Source organism: Citricoccus muralis, from assembly GCF_003386075.1.
Classification (GTDB): domain Bacteria; phylum Actinomycetota; class Actinomycetes; order Actinomycetales; family Micrococcaceae; genus Citricoccus; species Citricoccus muralis.
The window spans coordinates 695,786-718,170 of the sequence record NZ_QREH01000001.1 but is presented as its reverse complement, the minus strand read 5'-3'; the positions used below and the strand labels follow the sequence as shown (position 1 = coordinate 718,170).

Annotated in this window: 17 protein-coding genes and 2 tRNA genes; 11 read left to right on the top strand and 8 right to left on the bottom strand. The window is 68.3% G+C overall.

Translation table 11 applies throughout. The annotated features are described in order from the left end of the window. Positions 1–60: 60 nt before the first annotated feature. Entirely contained in the window at positions 61–627 is a 567-nt protein-coding gene (ssb, locus tag C8E99_RS03070) for a single-stranded DNA-binding protein (protein ID WP_115931057.1), read from the bottom strand. Positions 628–834: 207 nt separating this feature from the next. Between ssb and C8E99_RS03065 the strand changes: the two genes are divergently transcribed. Together C8E99_RS03065 and C8E99_RS03060 are read left to right on the top strand one after the other, a co-directional pair. Beyond that, positions 835–907: transfer RNA gene (locus C8E99_RS03065), tRNA-Arg, on the top strand. Between the two features lie 138 nt (positions 908–1,045). After that, complete coding sequence (locus C8E99_RS03060) at positions 1,046–1,705, top strand: dihydrofolate reductase family protein (protein WP_245952053.1); 660 nt, start codon at positions 1,046–1,048, stop codon at positions 1,703–1,705. Positions 1,706–1,743: 38 nt separating this feature from the next. On the opposite strand, the gene C8E99_RS03055 is transcribed toward C8E99_RS03060, so the two are convergent. Then, complete coding sequence (locus tag C8E99_RS03055; RefSeq protein WP_115931056.1) at positions 1,744–2,682, bottom strand: LysR family transcriptional regulator; 939 nt, start codon at positions 2,680–2,682, stop codon at positions 1,744–1,746. Positions 2,683–2,759: 77 nt separating this feature from the next. Here C8E99_RS03055 and C8E99_RS03050 point away from each other — a divergent pair, with 77 nt between their 5' ends. Both C8E99_RS03050 and C8E99_RS03045 read left to right on the top strand, forming a co-directional pair. Beyond that, on the top strand, positions 2,760–4,535 hold the full coding sequence (locus tag C8E99_RS03050) for an L-aspartate oxidase (RefSeq protein ID WP_115931055.1): 1,776 nt from the start codon (positions 2,760–2,762) through the stop codon (positions 4,533–4,535). 292 nt (positions 4,536–4,827) lie between these two features. Further along, positions 4,828–6,330, top strand: a complete 1,503-nt coding sequence (locus tag C8E99_RS03045; RefSeq protein WP_115933175.1) for a DUF2079 domain-containing protein — start codon at positions 4,828–4,830, stop codon at positions 6,328–6,330. Between the two features lie 83 nt (positions 6,331–6,413). Here the strand turns inward: C8E99_RS03045 and C8E99_RS03040 are convergent, their stop codons facing one another. Both C8E99_RS03040 and C8E99_RS03035 read right to left on the bottom strand, forming a co-directional pair. Then, positions 6,414–7,514 carry a fatty acid desaturase family protein gene (locus C8E99_RS03040; protein WP_245952429.1) on the bottom strand — a complete coding sequence of 367 codons (1,101 nt, stop codon included), beginning with the start codon at positions 7,512–7,514 and terminating at the stop codon, positions 6,414–6,416. Between the two features lie 236 nt (positions 7,515–7,750). Beyond that, a complete protein-coding gene (locus tag C8E99_RS03035; protein WP_115931053.1) occupies positions 7,751–8,821 on the bottom strand; it encodes a ferredoxin reductase in 1,071 nt (356 codons plus the stop codon). A gap of 59 nt (positions 8,822–8,880) precedes the next feature. Between C8E99_RS03035 and C8E99_RS03030 the strand changes: the two genes are divergently transcribed. Beyond that, positions 8,881–10,197, top strand: coding sequence for a PucR-like N-terminal domain-containing protein (locus C8E99_RS03030; RefSeq protein ID WP_115931052.1), 1,317 nt, complete (start codon positions 8,881–8,883; stop codon positions 10,195–10,197). Between the two features lie 23 nt (positions 10,198–10,220). On the opposite strand, the gene C8E99_RS03025 is transcribed toward C8E99_RS03030, so the two are convergent. Genes C8E99_RS03025 through mptB (C8E99_RS03015) form a run of 3 tightly spaced genes read right to left on the bottom strand, consistent with a single transcriptional unit; the run spans position 10,221 to position 15,024 of the window. Then, positions 10,221–11,708 carry a glycosyltransferase family 87 protein gene (locus C8E99_RS03025; RefSeq protein WP_115931051.1) on the bottom strand — a complete coding sequence of 496 codons (1,488 nt, stop codon included), beginning with the start codon at positions 11,706–11,708 and terminating at the stop codon, positions 10,221–10,223. Then, a complete protein-coding gene (mptB, locus tag C8E99_RS03020; RefSeq protein ID WP_115931050.1) occupies positions 11,705–13,336 on the bottom strand; it encodes a polyprenol phosphomannose-dependent alpha 1,6 mannosyltransferase MptB in 1,632 nt (543 codons plus the stop codon). The genes C8E99_RS03025 and mptB (C8E99_RS03020) overlap by 4 nt, the downstream gene beginning before the upstream one ends. Further along, positions 13,333–15,024, bottom strand: coding sequence for a polyprenol phosphomannose-dependent alpha 1,6 mannosyltransferase MptB (gene mptB / locus C8E99_RS03015; protein ID WP_170144513.1), 1,692 nt, complete (start codon positions 15,022–15,024; stop codon positions 13,333–13,335). Before mptB (C8E99_RS03015) ends, mptB (C8E99_RS03020) begins: the two co-directional genes overlap by 4 nt. Positions 15,025–15,109: 85 nt before the next feature. On the opposite strand from mptB (C8E99_RS03015), the gene orn reads away from it, so the two are divergent. The 5 genes from orn (at position 15,110) to def (ending at position 18,309) form a co-directional block, all read left to right on the top strand. Further along, on the top strand, positions 15,110–15,730 hold the full coding sequence (orn, locus tag C8E99_RS03010; RefSeq protein WP_115931049.1) for an oligoribonuclease: 621 nt from the start codon (positions 15,110–15,112) through the stop codon (positions 15,728–15,730). Between the two features lie 96 nt (positions 15,731–15,826). After that, positions 15,827–15,904: transfer RNA gene (locus C8E99_RS03005), tRNA-His, on the top strand. A gap of 191 nt (positions 15,905–16,095) precedes the next feature. Beyond that, positions 16,096–16,398 (top strand): antibiotic biosynthesis monooxygenase family protein, encoded by a 303-nt coding sequence (locus C8E99_RS03000; protein ID WP_115931048.1) that lies wholly within the window; start codon positions 16,096–16,098, stop codon positions 16,396–16,398. Next, entirely contained in the window at positions 16,398–17,621 is a 1,224-nt protein-coding gene (locus C8E99_RS02995; RefSeq protein WP_115931047.1) for an amidohydrolase, read from the top strand. Before C8E99_RS03000 ends, C8E99_RS02995 begins: the two co-directional genes overlap by 1 nt. 70 nt (positions 17,622–17,691) lie before the next feature. Beyond that, positions 17,692–18,309 carry a peptide deformylase gene (gene def, locus C8E99_RS02990; protein WP_115931046.1) on the top strand — a complete coding sequence of 206 codons (618 nt, stop codon included), beginning with the start codon at positions 17,692–17,694 and terminating at the stop codon, positions 18,307–18,309. 160 nt (positions 18,310–18,469) lie between these two features. Here the strand turns inward: def and C8E99_RS02985 are convergent, their stop codons facing one another. Continuing rightward, positions 18,470–19,924, bottom strand: coding sequence for a glyceraldehyde-3-phosphate dehydrogenase (locus C8E99_RS02985; RefSeq protein ID WP_245952050.1), 1,455 nt, complete (start codon positions 19,922–19,924; stop codon positions 18,470–18,472). Positions 19,925–20,284: 360 nt separating this feature from the next. On the opposite strand from C8E99_RS02985, the gene C8E99_RS02980 reads away from it, so the two are divergent. Next, a complete protein-coding gene (locus C8E99_RS02980; RefSeq protein WP_115931044.1) occupies positions 20,285–22,282 on the top strand; it encodes a BCCT family transporter in 1,998 nt (665 codons plus the stop codon). The last annotated feature ends 103 nt before the right edge of the window (positions 22,283–22,385 follow it).

Here is a 22,385-nt window from a genome sequence, read left to right as displayed (position 1 = left end):
GGCTAGTGGGTGGCCGCCGGTTTGCCCGCATCGGTGGCGTTCGGCGGCCACCGGGTGCCCTCAGGCTGCTGACAGGGCCTGCGAGTCCGCCGAGTCCTCCCCTGTATCCGAGTCCCCATCGGCCTCGGCCGCCCCTGCCTCGTCTACCTCGTGGCCCAGTAGCTCGCCGGTCTCCCGGTCGAAGGCCTCCTCCCCGGGCCGCCCCGGCCCGACCGGCTCGCCCGACCCCGTCCCGGCCTCCGCCGCTCCGGTCGCCACCTCGCCCGGTCGCCCGGAGGAGCGCTGGAAGGTGGCCGTACCCAGGGACAGGTCATGACCGATGGTGTCCGCCTCGATCTCCACGGCGGTCCCGGAACGCTCCTCCGTCTCCCAGGGACGGACCTTGAGCCGGCCGGTGACCACCACGGGCTGGCCCTTCTGCAGGGAGGTGAAGGCATTCTGAGCGAGGCTGCGGAAGAGATTGACGGTGAACCAGTTCGTGTTGCCGTCCACCCACGCATTCTGCTCGCGGTCGAAGCGCCGGTCCGTGGCGGCCAGTCGGAAATTGCCGACGGGGAACCCGGCCTGGGCGTTGCGGATGGTCGGATCGGTGGCCACGAAGCCGCGGACGGTGATGTGCTGACTCATGCTGGTGCCTTTCGGTGAGCCGGCCCGCGGCCGGCGAGGGGCCGCCGTCGGGCATGGTGTCCGACGGCGGAAGGAAGAGGACTTCCTGCCCTTCCAGCACAGCGGCACCGGAGCCACAGCAACAGGGCAGCACCATCCATCCGTGGACAACCCACCGGGGACGGTTTCCTGTGGAGGAGGGCAATCCCGCTAGAATGACGAGGCCCAGCCCCAGTAGCTCAGTGGATAGAGCAGGAGCCTTCTAATCTCTTGGTCGGGGGTTCGACTCCCTCCTGGGGCACCCCATGGTCTGCATCTTCGGCGTGTCGCCCGTGCGGCGCCCCGTTGGTAACGCCACGGCGCGGTCAGACCCCGCAGTCGGGCGATCAGGCCAGCAACGCAGGATCGGAGACGGCACCTCCGGGGCACGCTGCGTAGCGTGACGATCAAGAGACTGACACTCCACACCTTTCTGACCCTCGACGGCGTGATGCAGGGTCCCGGAGGTCGAGACGAGGACACCACAGGCGGCTTCACTGCGGGCGGTTGGCAGGTCCCCTACAACGACGACTACAACGACGACGTCTTCGGTGAGATCGTCACCACCTGGTTCGAGCAGACGACCGCGCTCCTGCTGGGTCGGATCACATTCGAGATGTTCCGCTCTTACTGGCCCGAGGTCAGTGACGACGACCCGGTGGCCCGAGAGATCAACCACGGCCCCAAGTACGTGGTGGCACACGCCGGCTACGAGCCGGATTGGGAGAACACGAACCTGATCCCGGGCCCGGACGCGCTCGACGCGATCTCGGACCTGCGCCAGCACGGCGAGAGCGAGCTCCAGGTCCACGGCAGCTGGCAGTTGGCCAAGGCGTTGCACCAGGCCGGCATGGTCGACGAGTACCGGCTCTTCGTCTTCCCCGTCACCGTCGGCGCCGGCAAGCGGCTGTTCGACGACAACGGCCCTCCGCGCGGGTTCACCGTGCACGAGACCCGGACGACCTCGACCGGTGCGACCTACCTGGTCGTCACGGCGACGCCGTTCCAGCACGGAACCTACGTCGTCGAGGACGGACGCGAGGTGCCGGTTCTCGAATGAGCTCGCACCGGTCTGCGCGCGGTGCGGTGCATTGCCCCTCAGCCGGCGCGGGTGACCAATCCCCCGGTTCCGCCTTGCCCGTCGGCAAGGGCATCGGCTGTCGAAAGGATCGTGCGCTGCATCTCCGCCGCGGCACGGGTGAGGTTCACGTCCTGGCGGCGGGCCAGGCTGATGGTGCGGGTCAACCGGGGCTCCGAGAGACGCACTGAGCTCAACCCCGGCCGGTCCTTCAACACCATGGCGGGCACCAACGCCACTCCCATCTCCAGTTCCACGAATCGCAGCACGGCATCCATCTCCGCTCCCTCCAGCACCACCGTCGGTGCGAGCCCCTCCGCCCGGAAGGCCTCGTCCATGGTGCCCCGCAAGTCGTAGCTGGCGGGGAAGGCGATCTGCGGCATGAGGGCCAGGTCCTGCAGGGTCACCGTGGTGCGTCCGCCGAACGGCGATTCCCCGCCGCCCACCACCACGAGTTCCTCGGTCAGCAACCGGCTGCGGTGCAGGCTCGGTGCCGTGGCCGGATGCGCGTCCGAGGTGATGACGAGGGCCAGGTCCAGGGCGCCGGAGACGAGCTCCTCGACCAATCCTCGGGATCCCCGCTCCGTCAGGTGCAACTCGATCCCCGGGTGGGCGGTATGGAAGGCCGCGACGGCATCGGCCACGATGCTCACGCACAGCGTCGGTGTGGCCCCGAGCCGGACCCGGCCCCGCTGCAGCCCGGCCAGCTCGGCCATCTCCCGGCGCACCGTCTCCGCGTCGGCCAGCATCCGGCGTGCCAGGGGCAGCAGGGTCTCCCCCGCCGCCGTCAGGGTGATGTGACCCCGCGCCCGGTGGAAGAGCTCCGAACCGAGGTCGTGTTCGAGGGTGGCGATCTGCCGACTCAGGGAGGGCTGCGTCAGATGGAGTGCCTCCGCGGCCCGGGTGAAGTGCCCCACACGGGCGACTTCAAGGAACCCCCGCAACTGCTCCAGATTCATACTCATAGCAAAAGCGTATCGTCTCCACTCCTATTATTCATTGGAGTAATGGAAGGTGGTCTCTCTACGGTGGTTCCATGACTTCCACAGCACGTCTCCCAGCGTCTCCTTCGGCACGCCCCACCGCCGTGGCCGAACACCAGATCTCCACCACCGTCCTCGTCATCGGCACCGGCGGCTCCGGGCTGCGCGCCGCCATCGAGGTGGCCGAGTTGGGCGTGGACGTCCTGGCCGTCGGGAAGCGCCAGCGGCAGGACGCCCACACCTCCCTGGCCGCCGGCGGCATCAACGCCGCCCTGGGCACCATGGACGCGGAGGACAGCTGGCAGCAGCACGCCGCGGACACCATCAAGGAGAGCTACCACCTCGCCAACCCCCACACCGCGGAGATCGTCGCCCGCGGCGCCGAGCGGGGCATCGCCGACCTGGACCGCTACGGCATGGCCTTCGCCCGCGAGGAGGACGGCCGCATCTCACAGCGCTTCTTCGGCGCGCACACCTATCGGCGCACCGCCTTCGCCGGGGACTACACCGGACTGGAGATCCAGCGGACCCTGGTGAACCGGGCGGAACAACTCGAGGTCCCCATCCTGGACACCGTCTACATCACCCGGCTGCTGGTCAAGGACAACGTCGTCTTCGGCGCCTACGGCTTCGACGTCCAGGACGGCACGCGCTACCTCATCCACGCCGACTCGGTCATCCTCGCCGCCGGCGGGCACAACCGGATCTGGCGGCGCACCTCATCCCGCCGCGATGAGAACACCGGGGACTCGTTCCGCCTCGCGGTGGAGGCTGGGGCCCGGCTCCGCGACCCCGAACTCGTGCAGTTCCACCCCTCCGGCATCATCGAGCCCGAGAACGCCGCCGGAACCCTGGTCTCCGAGGCCGCCCGCGGCGAGGGCGGGATCCTGCGCAACGGCCGCGGCGAGCGCTTCATGGCGAACTACGATCCCGAACGGATGGAACTCTCCACGCGTGACCGGGTGGCCCTGGCCGCCTACACCGAGATCCACGAGGGCCGCGGCACGGCGAACGGGGGCATCTGGCTGGACGTCTCCCACCTCCCACGGGAGACGATCATGACGCGACTTCCGCGCGTCTACCAGACACTGCTCGAACTGCAGATGCTGGACATCACCACCGATCCCATTGAGATCGCCCCGACAGCGCACTACTCCATGGGCGGGGTCTGGGTCCGGCCCGAGGACCACAGCACGGACGTCGAGGGCCTCTATGCCATCGGCGAGGCCTCCTCCGGACTCCACGGCGCCAACCGGCTGGGCGGGAACTCCCTGATCGAGTTACTGGTGTTCGGACGCATCGTCGGTCAGGCCGCCGTCGAGCATTCCGCCGGTCTCGACGCGCAGCGTCGCTCCCCCGAGGCCGTGGCCGCGGCCCGCGCCGAGATCGAGGGGTTGCTGGCCGCGGACGGGCAGGAGAACGTCCGGGCCCTTCAGCGAGCCATCCGCAACACGATGACCGAGCACGCTGGCGTCGTCCGCAGTGAGGCAGGACTCTCAGCGGGACTGGCCGAGCTGGACTCGATCGAGGCGCGCCTGCAGGACGTCGGCATCCACCCGGACATCGCCGGCTACCAGGACCTGGCCCACGCCTTCGACCTCAAGGCCTCGGCCCTGGCCGCTCGGGCCACGCTGGAGGCCGCCCGCGAGCGCCGCGAGACGCGCGGCTGCCACAACCGCAGCGACTTCCCGGACACTGATCCTGAGCTACAGGTCAACCTCGTCTGGTCGCCCACCGCCGGGATCACGCGCGAGGAGATCCCGCCGGTGCCGGAAGAGATCGCCGCCCTGATCCGGGAGGTCTCCCAGGACGGCAAGCTGGTCGAGTAGCCACGGCACGATTCCGGCCGGCGCCGCGCGGCGCCGGCCGGAGGACTGTGGCACCGCCGGCCCACCCGGGGTCATTACGATGGAGGGGATGTCCCGATTCCGATCCCCCAGGTGGCCCGTGCAGCAGAATCCCGCCGTTGACGACTCCGGTTCCGAAGCCGGCACCGCCACCCCCGGCCTCCCGGTGCGGACGCCCCGCTGGGTGATCGGCCGCCAACCGGATCGCCGCGACGGTGCCCTGACCGTGGGGCCGCGCACCACCGGCCGCCAATGGTGGCAGTTGGGCGCCGTCATGGCCGCGGCCGCCGTCCTCTACCTGGTCCATTCGTTCCTGCGCTTCCGGAACTTCGAGGCCAAGGGATACGACCTCGGAATCTTCGACCAGGCCGTGCGCCAGTACGCGCTGTTCCGGGAGCCGATCGTGCCCATCAAGGGCGTGGACTTCAACATCCTCGGCGATCACTTCCACCCGATCATCGCGCTGGCGGCCCCCCTGTACTGGGTCTGGGACGACCCGCGCATGCTGGGCATCGCGATGACCGCTCTGCTGGTCTCCACCGCCATCCCGGTCTATCTCTTCGCGCGCCGTCGCTTCCGCCACTCCGCCGCGCTGATCGCCGCCGCCGCCCTGTTGCTGTGGTGGCCGTTCCAGGCGATGGTGAACTGGGACTTCCACGAGGTCTCCTTCGGGGTGCCGATCGCCGCCTGGGTCATCTGGGCCATCGACGGCCGCCGATACTGGCTGGCCACCATCCTCGCGGTCTCCCTGCTGACCGTCCGCGAGGACATGGGCATCACACTGCTGGCCATCGCGATGGTGCTCGCGATCAAGCGGGCCTGGCTGCCCGCCGTCGTGACCGCCGTGCTGGGGGTGGCTGGCTACGTCTTCGCCACCTCCGTGGTGATCCCGCACTTCTCCCCCGAAGGTGAGTTCGGGTACTGGCAATTCACCGCCCTGGGCCCGGACATGGGGTCCTCGATCGCCTTCATCCTGTCCCAGCCCCTCGACGCCGTCGCGGTCCTGTTCGACCACCCGCTGAAGATCGGGTTGTGGCTGCTGCACTTCGTGGCGCTGTGGCTGCTGCCGTTCCTGTCCCCCTACACCCTGATCGGCGCGCCGATCCTGCTCTCGCGCCTGTTCAACGACCGGCTCAACGTGTGGAGCCCGGTCTACCAGTACGACGCGATCCTGGCCCCGATCTTCCTGCTGGCCGCGCTCGAGGCGCTCGCCCGGATCGGCGTCTGGCGTGAGGCACGCCGTCAGTCACGGGCTCAGTCACCAGACCCAGCACGACGCCGGCGCACCGGTTCCGCGGCGACCACCGGCCTGCCTGCCCCGGGTGTCTCGCGTCAGGGGCGACTGCCCCTCGTGTTCGTCTCGGTCCTGCTCGGTTGCGGCGTGCTGGGAACCGCGGTCTTCCCGCAGGTCTTCCCGTTCCACCGCACCGCGACGGGCGAGAACTGGCAGATGACGGAGTGGGCCCACGCCCTGAACCGGGCCGTGGACACCATTCCGGATGACGTCTGCGTCGAGGCCGCGGACAATGCCGTGCCCCACCTCGTGGACCGCACCTACGTGGGCCTGCACGGGGACATGGGTGACGAGCTGGCCACCTGGATGATCATCGACACCACCGTGGAGGAGCTCGGCGGGTGGGATCCGCTCACGCCGGACGAGGCCCTGCAACGAGCCGAACGCCTGGGCTACGAGGCCGTCACCGAGGACGACCACGGCATCTGGGTGCTGCACCGCGACCAGCCGGTGGACCCGGTCTGCGCGGACTACGTGCCGTGAGCCTGGACGTGCCCTGACCCCACCCGCCACGAAGCCCGGCCGGAGCGTGATGCTCCGGCCGGGCTTCGAGGTACCTGCGTTGGCTACTTCCGGTCCGGCAACGCCAACCGGAAGATCTTGCCCCACGTAGAGCCGACCTGCTTGTGCAGGGGACCGATGTTGTAGGGCAGCCCGTAGCGCTCGCAGATCTCGCGGACCTTCACGGCCACCTCGGCGTAGCGGTTGGACGGCAGGTCCGGGAACAGGTGGTGCTCCACCTGGTGGGAGAGGTTGCCGGTCATGAAGTGCATGGCCTTGGAGCCGGAGATGTTGGCCGAGCCGATCATCTGGCGGACGTACCAGTCACCCCGGGTCTCCCCCTCGACCATCTCCTCGGTGAACGTCTCCGCGCCCTCCGGGAAGTGGCCACAGAAGATCACGGCGTGGGCCCAGATGTTGCGCAATCCGTTGGCGGTGGCCGTGGCCAGCAACGCCGATTTCCCCGAGCCGGTCAACACCTGGGCCGCCACGGGGGTCGCCGCGTAGTCCTTGGCGAACTGCTTGGCGGCCTTCATCCCCACGGTCTTCAGGTCCCGCATGAGCTCGGACTTGGACTTCTCGCCGGTCTTGACTCGGTCGAGCTCCAGGTCGTAGAGCGCGATGCCCCATTCGAACACCGGTGCCAGCCCGGCGTTGATGACCGGGTTGAGGATGTGCTTGGGCTCCCACGGCTGGTCCTTGTCCACGCGCAGCACGTTGTAGCCCACGTCCCGGTCTTTGCCGATCACGTTGGTCCAGCGGTGGTGCATGTCATTGTGGGTGTTCTGCCAAGCCTTGGATGGGGTGACGAAGTCCCATTCCCACGTGGTCGAGTGGATGTCCGGGTCCCGCATCCAGTCCCACTGGCCGTGCAGCACATTGTGGCCGATCTCCATGTTCTCGATGATCTTCGCGACCGACAGCATGGAGGTTCCGGCCACCCAGGCCAGCTTGTTGTTGGCGCCCATCAGACAGGCCCGTCCGCCGAACTCCAGGGCACGCTGCCAGCGGATGACCTTGCGGATGTAGGCAGCGTCAGTGTCACCGCGCTCGGCCAGGACCGTGTCCCGGACGGCGTCGAGCTCGCGGCCGAGTTCGGCCACCTGGTCGTCGGACAGATGGGCTGCGGCGGGTGGGCGAACAGTCGGGCTGCCCTCGGCCGACAGGGAACCCGGTCGAGGAACCCCACTTCCCGGGGCACGACGCCGGCCGGGCGCCTCGGTGCGCGGCTCCGGAGGGCCGTCGGGGCCTTTACCCCGGCCCGGGGCCCAGCTGACGGTGTCCGGTTCACTGATGGTCTTGGCGTGGGTGTTGGTCTTGAACACGATGCTCCTAGAGATGGGCGTCGGATGGTCTGAGGTGGTACGTGGCGACTGCGATGGTTCGCAGGCCCTGCCGTGCGCTACAGCGCGAGGCTGACGGGGCCGGCGGCCGCACTCACGCAGGTCTGGATGAGTTCACCGGGATCTCCGTACACCTCGCCGGTGCGCAGGTCGGTGACCTGGCCGGAGCGCAGCGGGATCAGGCAGGAGTGGCAGATGCCCATCCGGCAACCACTGGGGGCCTCCACGCCGGCGTTCTCGGCCACCTCGAGCAGCGGCAGGTCCCCGGCGGCCTCCACCTCGATGTCCGAGTTCTCGAAGACGGCCAGTCCACCCGCGCCGGCGACCCCGCCGGCCAAGTCAGCCTGGAAGCGCTCGATCTTGAGCCCGGCCGCGCCGGAACTGCTTTCGCGTTTCCAGAGGTCCTCGGTGTCGTCCAGGAAGCCCGTGGGTCCGCAGGCGTAGGCCGCACGGTCGCGCCAGTCGGGGCAGAGGGTGTCCATGGCGTGGGGGCCGGTCAAGTCGAGCCGGCCCTCGTCCGCCGTGGTGTGGTGGTGGACCCGCAGCCCGGGGAACTGCTGGGCCAGCTCATCCAGTTCCTCGCGGAACGGGGAGGACTCGGAGGTGCGGGTCGAGTGGATGAGGACCACGTCTGCGTCCGGGCGACGCGGCACCAGGGTCCGGACCATGGACATCACGGGCGTGATGCCGGATCCGGCGGTGAGCATCAGCAGGGGCCGGGGATGCTCGGGAAGGGTGAAATCACCTTCCGGACGGTCCAGGAACAGGACGTCTCCGGGCTCGGTGTTGCGGACCAGGGCGCCGGAGACCTTACCGATGTCCGTGACGGTGATCTCCGGATCCTCCCCCGCAGCGGCGGAGAGGGAGTAGGACCGCCACTGGCGCACCCCGTTGACGTCCACGCCGATGCGTGCCCACTGGCCGGCCTCATGCGACTTCCAGCCGGGGCCGGTGCGGAACGAGATCGTGGCCGTACCGGGAACCGGACGGGAGACTTTCGTGACAATACCGCGCAGTTGCCGGGAGGAGTGCACTGGGTCCAACAGGGCCAGGAAATCCCGAGGCGAGCGGGGCGTCGCCAGGACAGAGGAGAACAAGGAAAACACCGACACGAGAGAACGACTAGCCATTTGTCCAGACTATGCGCCCCGCCAACTAGTTTCTGCACCGAACGGATACGATTACTGCCATGAATCTGTCGTCCGAGGATAGTCTGCCATCGCACCCGCTAGCCGGCGGTCCCCCACCACCGCAGGTCCGGGAGACACCGCAGGCACAACGTTCCCGGGGCTCCACCGATGCCAGGGACGCCACACGGCCACCGTGGCTGTCGCTACCCCCGGAGCTGGCGGAACTGTTGGCACCCGCTGTGCCCGCCGTCGTCGAGCAGATCATCCAGACGGTGCCGAATCAGATCCCCGCCTATCAGATCACCAGGACCGAGCGGTTCAGTGAGGTGCTCTTCCTCGGCGTGCAGGGCGCCCTGGAGCAACTGCTATCCCTGCCGGGCACGGCCGGTCCTGCCCTCAACGAGGAGTCGCGCGAACTGGTGGCGGCACTCGGGGCCGGTGAGTACCGGCAGGGTCGCAGCATGGACGCCCTCCTGGCGGCCTATCGGACGAGTGCCAGGATCACGTTCCGGGGCCTGTCCGAGGCGTGTGCCGAGCAGGGCATGGCGATGGACGTGGTGGTGGATCTCGGGGAGACGATCCTGGCCTACATCGACGAGCTGTCCGCCGTGAGCGTCCAGGCCTACGCGGTGGAACAATCAGCTCATGCGGGTGCGCTGGAGCTGCGGCGTGCCGACCTGGTGGCGGCACTCGTGGGTGGAGGCGCCGAAATCCATGAGGTGCGGCGGCTGGCCTCCGGAGCCGACTGGCACCTGCCCCAGCGCATGGCGGCGGTGGTGTTGCCCCTGGCAGCAGCGTCCGGGGTCCGAACCCGGCTGGGCACCTCGGGGATCGTGGTGGAGCGCGAGTCCGAAGCCACAGCGATCGTGGCCGCACCACAGTCCGAACGCCTGCGCCCCCGATTGCGCGAGGTCTTCGCCGGCACCTCCGCCGTCCTCGGTCCGCCCGTGGAATGGGACGGGGTGGCGCACTCCCACCGCGTGGCACGGCTCGTCGCCGCCCAGTTGCCCCAGCTACAGACCGAGTCCCCGGGGGACGGAGACCCGGTCTTCGCCTCGGACCACCTGGCGCAGATCGTCCTCGGAGCGGAGACCCAGGTGATGGCGGACCTGGCCGCCCGGCGCCTGGCACCCTTGGACGAACTCAGCGGCACGAAGCGAGCGACCCTGGAGGAGACCCTGTTGTCCTGGCTGGTGCACTGGGGCCAGCGCAATCCCGTGGCCCATGAACTGGGCATCCACCCGCAGACGGTGGGGTACCGGGTGTCCCAGTTGCGGGAGTTGTTCGGCGGCGAGCTGGATCGACCGGCGGTCCGGTTCGAACTGGAACTCGTGCTGCGCGCCCGGAAGATGTCGGAGAGTGGACCGGCCGAGTAGAGCGAGGAAGGCGGGGACGGTGGTCAGCCGGTCAGGACGCGGCCTCGGCCAGTTGGAGGCAGCAGGAATCGATCCGGCTCCTCCGCCAGGACACCCGCTGAGGGATCGTAGGGCGGCAGGGACACCTCACCAGTGGCGTCGATGGCCGAGGCCTCGGCGGTGGCACCCGGCGCGACCGTGACACCTGGCGCCGCGGTGACAGCTGAGGCAAGGTCCCGCGACGCACCAGCCGCTGCCGAGCGGCGGATCGGATCACGGTCCGGATCGAGGATGTCCCGGATGACGGAGACGCAGATCCAGATCACGGCCGCCATGTGCAGCACGATCCCGGATCCGTACCAGAGCGGGATCCACAGCGCTCCACCACCGAAGGCGCCCTCCGAGGTGATGCGGGCGGACTCCATCCACACGCCGCCCCAGTGGTAGACCTCCACCGCCTGCCAGATCCAGAACTGCCGCCAGTTCGGACGGGCCAACACGACCAGCGGGATCAGCCACATCACGAACTGCGGTGAGTACACCTTTCCCAGCAGGATGAAGGCCGCGACGATCAGCAGGCAGAGCTGGGCCATCCGGGGCCGGTGCCGGGACGAGAGCCCCAGGTAGGCGATCCCCAGGCAGGACAGGGCGAACAATCCGTTGGACACCAGGGAGAAGGTCTCACCGGACCAGCCGGTCCACGTGAACGCCAGCCACATCGAGGAGAAGGAGACCTCACGGTCTCCCGAGAAGGTGTAGAACCGGCTCCACTGGTCGAAGGCGGTCAGCATGAACGGCACGTTGACGGCCAGCCAGGCCACCGCCCCGGCGGCCAGGGACTTGAAGAAGACGCCCAGCTTCCCGGCGCGCCAGCAGAGCACGAGGATCGCGCCGAAGAAGAACAGCGGATACAGCTTCATGGCCGCTCCGAGGCCGAGCGCCACCCCGGCGAGGACCGGGTGGCTCCGGGACCAGAGCAGCAGGCCGAGGGCGGCCAGCATGACGGCCCACAGGTCCCAGTTCAGGAAGGAGGTCAGGATGATGCCCGGCGCCACCGCCACCATCAGTGCGTCCTTGGACCGGCCGCGTGCGGTGTAGGCGGTCGCCACCACGACGATCAGCCAGCAGAGCAGGGCACCAACCGCATTGATGTCGAAGTAGGTGACCGTCCGTTCCAGCAGCGTCCCGTCCTGGGGCACAAACCACGAGGTCACCCCGGCGACGACGGCCAGTAGCGCCGGGTACTCCATCCACTGGTCTTCGGGCAACGGCGTGAAGAACGGGAAGTATCCCTCAGCCAGGCCGCGCGTGGGGAAGAGCTGTCCGAAGTCCGAATAGCACATGTGGATGTGCACCCCCGGGGCCTCCCAGCCGTTGAGCCGGCACCACTGCTTGGACAGCACCGCAACGACGGCCGCCAACAGGGTCGCCCCCACCAGCACGAGCAGCAGCCGACGGTCCGGGCCTCCGGCACGGGTGCCCGCGCGAGACCCCGCCCTGGGTGCGGCCTTCGCTGGTCCGGTCTGGTTCACAAGGTCTCCTGATTGGTCTGACGAGTGGTGGCGTTCGGGCGTCCCCTCGACCTCCACCGTGCGGTGAAGGGGAACAGCGTGGACGTCTTGGGATCGAGAAAGACAATGAACACCATATAGGCGAGTCCGACGACCGCAGCGGTGATCCGCACCCAGAACAGGGAGATCCACTGCGCCACGGAAAGCTGGTCCACCACCCCGACCACCACGAGCACCATGACCAGCAGGTACAGCGTCCACACGGGCCACCCGCGCCAGCGCCTCACGACGGCGAACATCGGCAGCACCCACAGCAGGTACCAGGGCTGGATGATCGGGGCGAGCAGGACGGCAGCCAGCAGGGCCAGGCCGGTGGCCAGCACGGGGTGGATGGGGCGGCGCGTGAGGGCCAGCCAGGCCGTGAAGACGATCGCCGCCACCTTGCCCAGCGTGTAGACGAGGTCGGCCACCGGGCGGACCCCCGTGGCCGACACCGCATCCACGGCCCAGCCGACCGCCAGACCGAGGATCCCGAAGGGAGCATAGGGGAAGGCGGCATCGCCCGAGGTCAGCATGGCCGGAATCCACCCGAACCAGAGCCCGGTGAGGGCCCCCATGCCCGTCAACACCGCCGCTGCCACCAGTAGGCACCACGTCCAGACCTTCGCCCGCACCCCCCAACTCGGAGACCCCGGAGCGCCCCGGAGCAGCAGCAACCCGGCGAAGGGCAGCGCGAGGATGGTCAACGGCTTGATGGCGATCGAGAGGGACACGAGCACGAGCCCGGCGAGGCTACGGCCGCGCGAGGCTCCCGGGGTTAAGAGCACGAATCCGGCCAGCAAGAGGCCCACCATGAGCGAGTCATTGTGGATGCCGGCGATCATGTACAGCGCGAACAGCGGATTGGCCACGGAGATCCACACCGCCCAACCGGGTTCGGTGCCGAACCGCCGGGCCAGCCGCGGCACCGCCCACAGGCACAGCGCCAGACCGGCCACCGAGACGAGGCGGAACAGCAACAGGGCCGGCTCGGGACTCCCACCGGTCACGAACCAGACGGCCCGGGAGACCAGCAGGAACAAGGGACCATAGGGCGAGGGTGACTCGGCCCAGATGGAGTCCGCGCCCTGCATGAACCAACCGGGCAACTCGGAGATCCAGTCCTCGTAGGGGTTCAGTCCGGCATGCAGAAGCCGCCCCTGGCTGAGGTAGGAGTAGACGTCCCGCGAGAATACGGGGAAGGCCACCATGAGCGGGGCGGCCCACAACCAGGTCGCCCGGACCACCACCGGCCCGGCCGTGGCCCAGCGGCCTTCGAGGCGTTGGCCCAGTCGCAGCCAGGCCCGCACCAGCAGCAGGGATCCCAGGACCAGGAGGATGGCGCAGACCACCACGCCCACCGGCTCCACGCGGAGCGGGTTGAGCACGGTGGTCCGGGCGAAGACCGAGGTCGGCGTCATGGCGAGCCAGCCGACGCCCCAGGAGCCGATCATGATCAGGAGTGATCCGATGAGTCCCTGCCACAGGCTCGGGGCCGTCTCCTCGTCCGGACCGCCCACGAGCCGGTGGGTCAGCGGGAAGGCGCCGAGCCGGCGTCGTAGTCCGGCCAGGGCTCCGGAGGGGGCGCCCGTGGGTTCGGAGATGGTCACGAGGGAGTCGTCCCCTGGCCTGCCCGTTTGTCCCCCGCCTGGTCCGCCGTCCGGTCCCCCGTCCGGTCAGGCCGTCCGGTGGAGGCGACGCCGGCTCGAGGGCCGCGCTCCGCTGCGGGCATCATCCCGTCGGAAGCGTCGGAGTCCGCTGCGTGGCCCCTCAGCCGGGCCACCGTCCGGCGCAGGGCGGCCCGCACGTGCCACTCCTCCTTCAGGATGGAACTGGTCCAGGGGTCCAACAGCAGGATCCACAGCATGCAGGCCCAGGACAGGAAGGTGGCCAGGTGGGCCAGCTGCTCGCCGATGCCGAGGAACTGCCACACGAACAGCTGGTCGGCGGCACCGAAGGCCACGAAGAAGGCCACGGTGAACACGACCCATTTCAGTTGCCAGTCACTGCGGATCCCCAACACGGCGAAGAACGGGAGGAGCCACAGCAGGTACCAGGGCTGGATGATCGGCGTCAGTACCACCAGTGCGGTGAAAGCCCACGTCAGCCGCTGCATGAGGTGCTCGTGCCGGCCGCGGAACATGAGCCAGATGACGATGAGGATGGACAACAGCCGGCCAGCGGTCTTGAAGGCGTCGAGCACCCAGTTGTCCTCGATCCCGAGCGAGCCGAGTATCACCTTGGTGCCCTCGGCCAGGATCCCGACCGGGGACCAGGGCACGGAGCCGGTTCCGGTGCCGAGCATGACCGTCAGCCACCCGAAGCCGAACTCGTTGAGCAACCCGACCACCACCATGATCGACCCGGCGATGCCGGCCGTCAGGAACCAGTAGCCGAAGCGCCGTGCCCAACTGGCTCCCCGGCCGGCCCAGAGCAGGCCGATGAAGGGCAGCAGCACCATGGTGATCGGCTTGATGCCGAGCGAGGCGGTCACCAGCAGGACACCGAGCAGCCCCCGATTGGTCGCCGCATACCAGACGCCGGCGACCGCCAGGCCGACCATCAGGGCATCGTTGTGACCGGAGGCCACGAAGCTGATGAGGAACAGCGGGTTGGCCACGGTGATCCACTGGGCCCGGGCCGCATTCGTGCCCAGCAGGGCGGCCAGCTTGGGAACGTAGACCATGATGAGCACCACGCCCGCCACGGCGACAAGGCGGAACAGGAAGATGGCCAGGTCCGGGTCGTCCGGTCCGGCCACGGCCATGACGAACTGCTCGATCCACAGGAACACCGGCCCGTAGGGGGTCTCGGTCTGCGCCCAGGTGGTGTCCGCGCCCAGCTGGAACCAGTTGGAGAGCGTGGAGATGCCGTCCTCGTAGGGATCGCGGCCGGCGATCATCAGCCGGCCCTGGCCGATGTAGGCGAAGATGTCCCGGGAGAAGATCGGCAGGCAGGCCAACAGCGGCAGGATCCAGGCCGTCGTCGTGAGCGTGACGATCCGCAGCGCGCCGGGGCCGAAAGGCCGGAGTACGTGGCCCAGACGGAGCCAGCCCCAGAACATGAGCCAGCAGCCGAGGGTGAGTACCACGGTGCCGGTGATGACTCCGGATTCAGTGGTGCGCCACGGGATCAGCCAGCCCCAGCGGTTGATCGGTGACACGGAGGCCAGCCAGCCCACGGACAGCGATCCGGCCATCACGGCCACCGAGCCGACGAAGCCGAGGACCGCCGGGATCCACACCGAGGCTGTCCAGGAAGCGGAAGAACGTTCCGTCCGGGTGCCTGACACACTCATCGCAGGCGGGTTCCTTCCATGGCTTGGCGGGCCTTCTCAAGGCCTTCCACAAAGTATCACTGGGCATCACGCTACTGTGGGAGGCGTGGCAGCTACTGCAGAGAACCTCGTATGGATCGATTGTGAGATGACCGGGCTGGATCCCGTCAAGGACGCGTTGGTGGAGATCGCCGTCCTGGTGACGGACTCCGAGCTCAACGTCCTGGGCGAGGGGGTGGACGTGGTCATCAAACCCCCACGTGAGGCGTTGGACCAGATGGTCCCCTTCGTGCGGGACATGCACACCACCTCAGGGCTGCTGAACCGGCTGGACGACGGCGCCTCCCTCGCCGAGGCGTCCGAGGCTTGTATGGCATATATCACCCAGCACTGCCCGCAGCCCGGCAAGGCGGTGCTGGCAGGGAACTCGGTGGGCCAGGACAAGCTGTTCCTCACCCGGGACCTGCCGGCCATCACGGACCACCTGCACTACCGGATCGTGGACGTGTCCACGCTGAAGGAGCTGGCCCGCCGCTGGTACCAGAAGGCCTACTTCCAGGCCCCGGCCAAGACCGGTGGGCACCGCGCGCTCGGGGACATCATCGACTCCATCAACGAGCTGCGGTACTACCGTGAGGCCGTCATGGTGCCGGCGCCCGGCCCGGATTCGAAGACCGCCCAGCGGATCGCCGCTGGCATGCAGGCCGTGGCCGCTCCGGAGGCCTGAGCCGAGGCCGGACCGGTCGGCGGGGCCGATTCGGACCCACCGCGAAATCCATGTATGATGGAACGCGCTGTCAAGGTCCGTTCAGCGGACCGGCATGGTGGGTATAGCTCAGCTGGTAGAGCGTCTGGTTGTGGTCCAGAAGGTCGCGGGTTCAAGCCCCGTTACTCACCCCCATGACGAGGTCCGGACTTCTACGGAAGTCCGGACCTCTGTCGTATCGACGTCGTTTCGACCTGCCCCGGCTGCTCTGACCACACCGGTCGGCACATCCGCGCCCATCACCGTCATGCCGCCGGATGAATCCTGATCCTGTGGAACCGTGCCCCTAGGATGACCGTGACCATCGCCGTCGAAAGGGCCCTTCCATGTCCGTCGTGAAGATCAATGCCATCAGCGTCCCCGAGGGATCCGGCTCCGAGCTCGAGTCCCGCTTCGCCGCCCGCAAGCACGCGGTGGACAGCTCCCCCGGATTCGAGGGCTTCCAACTGCTGCGCCCCACCGCCGGCGAAGATCGCTACTTCGTGGTCACCCAGTGGGCCACCGAGGCCCATTTCCAGGACTGGCGGGACCACCGGGCCGCCGCTGCCCATGGCGGACCGGAGGGCGAACAGCGCAAGCCCGTGGCCACCGGCGCGGAACTACTCGAGTTCGAGGTCGTGGACCTCTGATGGCTGCCGACGGGCTCCTGGACACCATCGATCGTCAGCTGGACTGGCAACGCGATCTCTACCGGCACTTCCACCAGCACCCCGAGCTGAGCCTGAACGAGCACCGGACCGCAGAGCGCATCGAGGCCGAGCTGGGCGGGCTGGGACTGGAGTCCCTGCGCATCGGCGGGACCGGAGTCGTGACCGTCCTCGACAACGGCCCGGGACCCACGGTCCTGGCCCGCGCGGACATCGACGCGCTCCCGGTCACCGAGGACACCGGCCTGGACTACGCCTCCACGGTGGACGGTGTGATGCATGCCTGCGGCCACGATATGCACCTCGTCGCCCTGCTGGGCGCCGTCCGGCTGCTGTCCGAGCACCGGGAGGCGTGGTCCGGGACGTACGTCGCCCTGTTCCAGCCGGCGGAGGAGAATGCGGCCGGCGCGCAGGCCATGCTCGACGACGGCCTGACGGCCCGGGTGCCCCGTCCCGACGTGGCGTTGGCCCAGCACGTCATGCCCGCCGAGGCGGGCACCATCGGCACCGCGCCGGGCCCCGTGCTGTCCGCCGGGGACTCGCTGAGGATCACGGTGCACGGCCGCGGAGCCCATGGCTCGATGCCGCACACCTCCGTGGACCCGGTGGTACTCGCCGCCTCGATCGTGTTACGCCTGCAGACCATCGTGTCCCGGGAAATCCAGCCCGGCCAGTTCGCTGTGGTCACGGTGGGTGCTTCCAACGCCGGCACGAAGTCCAACATCATCCCCGACCGCGCCGAGCTGCTGTTGAACCTGCGGACCTATGATCCCGCGGTGCGCGCGCAGGTCATCGCCGCGATCGAACGGATCGTCCGGGGCGAGTGTGCCGCCGCCGGCGCTCCCCGTGAGCCCGAGTTCGAGTACTACGACCAGTTCCCGTTGACCAGCAATGTCGCCGGTGCGCACCAGACGGTGACCGAGGCCTTCACCGACCATTTCGCTTCGGGCCAGGTCTTCGAGGCCGTCCCCGCCACCGCCTCCGAGGACTTCAGCCGCATCCCTGACGCCTTCGGCATCCCCTACGTCTACTGGTTCGTGGGTTCCGTGGCCCCGGAGACGTTCCGAGCCGCCGTGGAGGCGGGCACGGTGTCCTCGGTCATTCCGGCCAACCACTCTCCGTTCTTCGCCCCGGCTCTGGATCCCACGCTGGAGATCGCCACCCGGGCGCACGTGGTGGCGGCGTGTGCCTACCTGAGGCCGTAACCGGGCCTGGCCGCCGCGGAGACTAGACTCTCTGCTGTCCCGCACGGCACCTGAAGGAGCATCCACCGCCATGACCATCCGCCCGATCACCATCCACGGCGAGCCCGTCCTCCACCGCCGGGCAGCCGAGGTCACGCAGATCGACGACGAGATCCGGGCGCTGGTGGCGGACATGTTCGAGACCCAGGATGCTGCCCGTGGGGTCGGCCTGGCGGCACCGCAGGTGGGCGTGGGACTGCGGATCTTCACGTGGACCTTCGAGGACTCCGGGGATGCCCCGGCTCGCGGGCACGTGATCAACCCCGTGCTGACCCGGATCGGCAAGACCTCGCAGGAGGATCCTGATCCGGACGAGGAGGCCGAGGGCTGCCTGTCCGTTCCCGGCTACAGCTTCCCGCTCAAGCGCTCCGACCACGTGCGCCTGACCGGCCTCGACGTGGACGGCAACGAGATCGACTTCGAGGGGACCGGCTGGTTCGCCCGCGTCATGCAGCACGAGTACGACCACCTCGACGGCTACCTCTACATCAACCGTCTCAACGGCAAGTGGACCCGCCGCTGGAAGAAGTCCCTGCGCCGGGAGGGCTGGACGGTGCCGGGCAACACCTGGCTGCCCGGTGTGGACCCCGATCCGTTCGGCCACGATCACGCCGACGACCTTGAGCATCACCACCACGAGGACCACTAACCACCTCGCCTTGCGGGCAGAATCAACCGGTGGTTTCTGCCCGCACAGTGAGGCGGGATATCGGGGAATCACCCGGTGAGTACGACGCCGACCCGGTCACCTTCTCAGGCGACCGGGCCGGCGTCGTGCTTCAGGGGGTTCCGGACGGGTCCGGAACGGTTCAGGCCTTCGGGAAGGCCGGGACCGCGTCCCCGGCCATCTCCTCGATGACGCGGACCACCTGGCAGGAGTATCCGAACTCGTTGTCATACCAGACGTAGAGCACGGCGTTCTTGCCGCCGTTGACGATGGTGGCCAGGCCGTCCACGATGCCGGCGCGGTTGGATCCGACGAAGTCGGACGAGACGATCTCCGGGGAGTTGATGTAGTCGATCTGGTTGCGCAGCTCGCCGGTCAGGGACTCCTCCCGGAGCCGCTGGTTGAGCTCCTCCACCGTGGTCTCCTTCTGGAGCGCCAGGTTCAGGATGGCCATCGAGACGTCCGGGGTGGGGACACGGATGGCGTTGCCGGAGAGCTTGCCCTTGAGCGCGGGCAGGGCCTTCGCCACGGCCTTGGCGGCACCGGTCTCGGTGATGACCATGTTCAGGCCGGCGGCGCGGCCGCGGCGGGAGCCCTTGTGGAAGTTGTCCGTGAGGTTCTGGTCGTTGGTGTAGGCGTGCACGGTCTCCACGTGGCCGTAGTCGATGCCGTACTCGTCGTTGAGGACCTTCAGCACCGGGGTGATGCCGTTGGTGGTGCAGGAGGCGGCCGAGAGGATGGTGTCCTCGGCGGTGATGTCATCGGTGTTGACACCGAAGACGATGTTCTTGATGTCGCCCTTGCCCGGAGCGGTCAGCAGGACCTTGGAGGCACCGGTGGCCATCAGGTGCTGGCCGAGCCCGTCCTCGTCCCGCCAGCGGCCGGTGTTGTCCACCACGATCGCGTCGTGGATGTCATGGGCGGTGTAGTCCACGGTGGCCGGGTCGTTCGAGTAGATGACCTGGATGACCGTCCCGTTGGCGGTGATCGTGTTGTTCTCCTCGTCCACGGTGATGGTGCCCTCGAAGGGTCCGTGGATGGAGTCCCGGCGCAGCAGCGAGGCACGCTTGACGAGGTCGTCCTCCGAGTTCTTGCGGACCACGATCGCCCGCAGTCGCAACGAGGAGCCGCCGCCCTCGTGGGAGAGGATGATGCGGGCCAGGAGGCGGCCGATGCGCCCGAAACCGTAGAGCACCACGTCCTTCGGGGCCTTGACGCCCTCGCCACCCTGCCCGGCCACCTCGGCCAGCTCCGTGTTCAGGAAGTGCTGCAGCTCGCCGCCGGCGGTGCGGAACTTCGCGGCCAGCTTGCCCAGATCGATGGACGCGGCGCCGAGGTTCATCCCGGCCAGGGCCTCGACCATGGGGTAGGTGTCCTCCACCGGAAGCACGACGTCGTCGATCTGACGGGCATAACGGTGGGCCTTGATGATGTCGATGACGCCCTTGTGGACGAGCTGGCGGCCGTAGATGCTCGTGATCACGTTGTTTTCCCGGTACAACGAGCCGATCAGCGGAACCATCCTCTCGGCCAGCTCCTCCCGGTTGTTCCAGGCGGCGCGCTGGTCGTGCGCGGTTCCGTTGGTCTCTTCTGCCACGGTAGGTCCTTCCCTTGTGCGCCTGCCTCCAGGCGGCGACGGCGCTGTCGCTGACGGGCACCGATGGGCGCCCGGTGAGCGGACGGTCATGGCCCGTCCCGGCCAAATACCGCAACCAGTTGGCACACGGCGGTGCCCAGTCTAGTGACTTCAGCGCCGTTCGCCGGCGAAGTGCACGCCCAGTGACACGCGAAGAGTTGTGTCCTCCGCCACGCGGAGCGGCTGGCAGGTACTGACAGCCTTGTCATTTCTTGTTTGACTCAGTCCACCGACTTCCTGAATGGTGGCTGGGAACAGGCGATCCGGACCACCGTCCCCAAACCAGCGACGGTATCCATCGTCAGACCAAGAGAGGCAATCATGTCGAGTTCGGACCACGAACCCACGATCACAGCAGAGGAACCGCCCACGCCGGCCACGGCCCCCACCTCGGAGTACGGCCGTGAGCATGTCCCTCCTTCAGCCCGGATCCACGAGAACGATTCCGACCAGGAGATCACCGAGAAGCTGAAGCGCCAGGGGGTCCGTGTGGGCGCCGGGACCATCGCGCCGGCCGTCTTCTGGCCCTCCCTGATCCTCATCGCGGCCGTGGCCATCGTGGCCATCGCGGCCCCGGACCCGACCGGACAGGTACTGTCCAACATCCAGGGGTGGATCACCACCAACCTGGGCTGGTTCTACATGCTGGCCGTCGGTGTGTTCATCATCGTGGCGCTGGCCATCTGCTTCTCCAAGTTCGGCAAGATCCGACTGGGTAAGGACGATGAGAAGCCCGAGTTCGGGGTGCTGTCCTGGTTCGCGATGCTCTTCGCCGCCGGCATGGGCATCGGTCTGGTCTTCTACGGCGTCGGTGAACCCCTCGGCTATGCCACCACCACGCCGAAACCGGGTTGGCCGGGTACCGAGACCGGCGCCGACGGCGTCACCTCGATCATCCCCGGACAGGAACACGCTGTGGCCATGCTGGGCATGGCGCAGACCTTCGTCCACTGGGGACTCCACCCTTGGGCTGTCTACGCCGTGATCGGGCTGGCCGTCGGCTATGCCATCCACCGCCGCGGACGTCCGGTGTCCATCCGCTGGGCCCTGGAACCGATCCTGGGCAATCGGGTGAAGGGCTGGATGGGAGACGTCATCGACGTCCTGGCCATCTTCGGCACCATCTTCGGCATCGCCACCTCGCTGGGACTCGGCGTCCAGCAGATCGGTGCCGGCATGGCGGCGATGGGCATTGTCGAGACGCCAGATCAGACACTGCTGATCGTGCTGATCATCGTCATCACCCTGCTGGCCACCCTGTCCGTGGTGTCCGGCATCGGCCGGGGCATCAAGTGGCTGTCCAACATCAACCTGTCCATGGCCGCCATCCTGGTGATCTCCGTGCTGCTGCTCGGCCCCACGCTCTTCCTGTTCCAGAACCTGGTCCAGTCCTTCGGCGTCTACTTGGCAGAGGTTATGAACATGACCTTCGACGTCGGCGCCTACACCGGCGAGGCCGGTGCCAGCTGGGGCGCGAGTTGGACCATCTTCTACTGGGGCTGGTGGGTCTCCTGGGCCCCCTTCGTGGGCGTGTTCATTGCCCGCATCTCCCGCGGCCGCACCGTCCGCCAGTTCATCGGCGGTGTGCTGCTGGTGCCGACCCTGGTCGGTTTCCTCTGGTTCTCGATCATGGGCGGCACCGGTCTGTGGCGCCAGCTGTTCTCCGATGATCCGATCGTGGCGGAGGGCGCCGAGGAGTTCGGCGTGGAAGCGGCACTGTTCGACGTGTTGGGCGAACTCCCGCTCGGCGGCGTCCTGTCGGTGATCGCCATCCTACTGGTGGCGATCTTCTTCATCACCTCGTCCGACTCCGGCTCACTGGTGGTGGACATGCTGGCCTCTGGCGGCCACCCGAACCCGCCGATCTGGTCGCGCGTGCTGTTCGCCCTGCTGGAGGGGGCCCTCGCCATCGGGTTGCTGCTCGCCGGAGGCCTGGGTGCCCTACAGGCCGCGTCCATTGCAACGGCACTGCCCTTCAGCCTGATCCTGATCGCCATGTGCTTCGCCATCGTCAAGGCGTTGAAGAAGGACCAGGACGCGATCGACGCCCGAGAACGCCGACTCCGGTACGAGCAGATCAGCGATCGGCTCTCCGAGGACTTCGACAACGCCTTCGGCGAACAGGTGGACCACCGCATCGACTACAGGATCTCCCGGACGACCGGCCTCTTCGACCGCCGTCGGGACGGCGGCACGGCCACGCAGACCGCCGCACCGGACTCCCCGCCGGCGCCCACAGCGGCCACTGAGCCAGACGCCGCCCGGCACCGGGACCAGGCCCGTCGGCTGTTCCGCGGACGCCGGAAGGACGACCAGTAGATCAGAAGGGAGGGGATTTGAGTCCCCGTTCGGGTCCGGCCGCGAGTCCGCTCACGCCGGACCCAGCGAACCCCCGGGAGGCTTCTTGGCCTTCCGGGGGTTC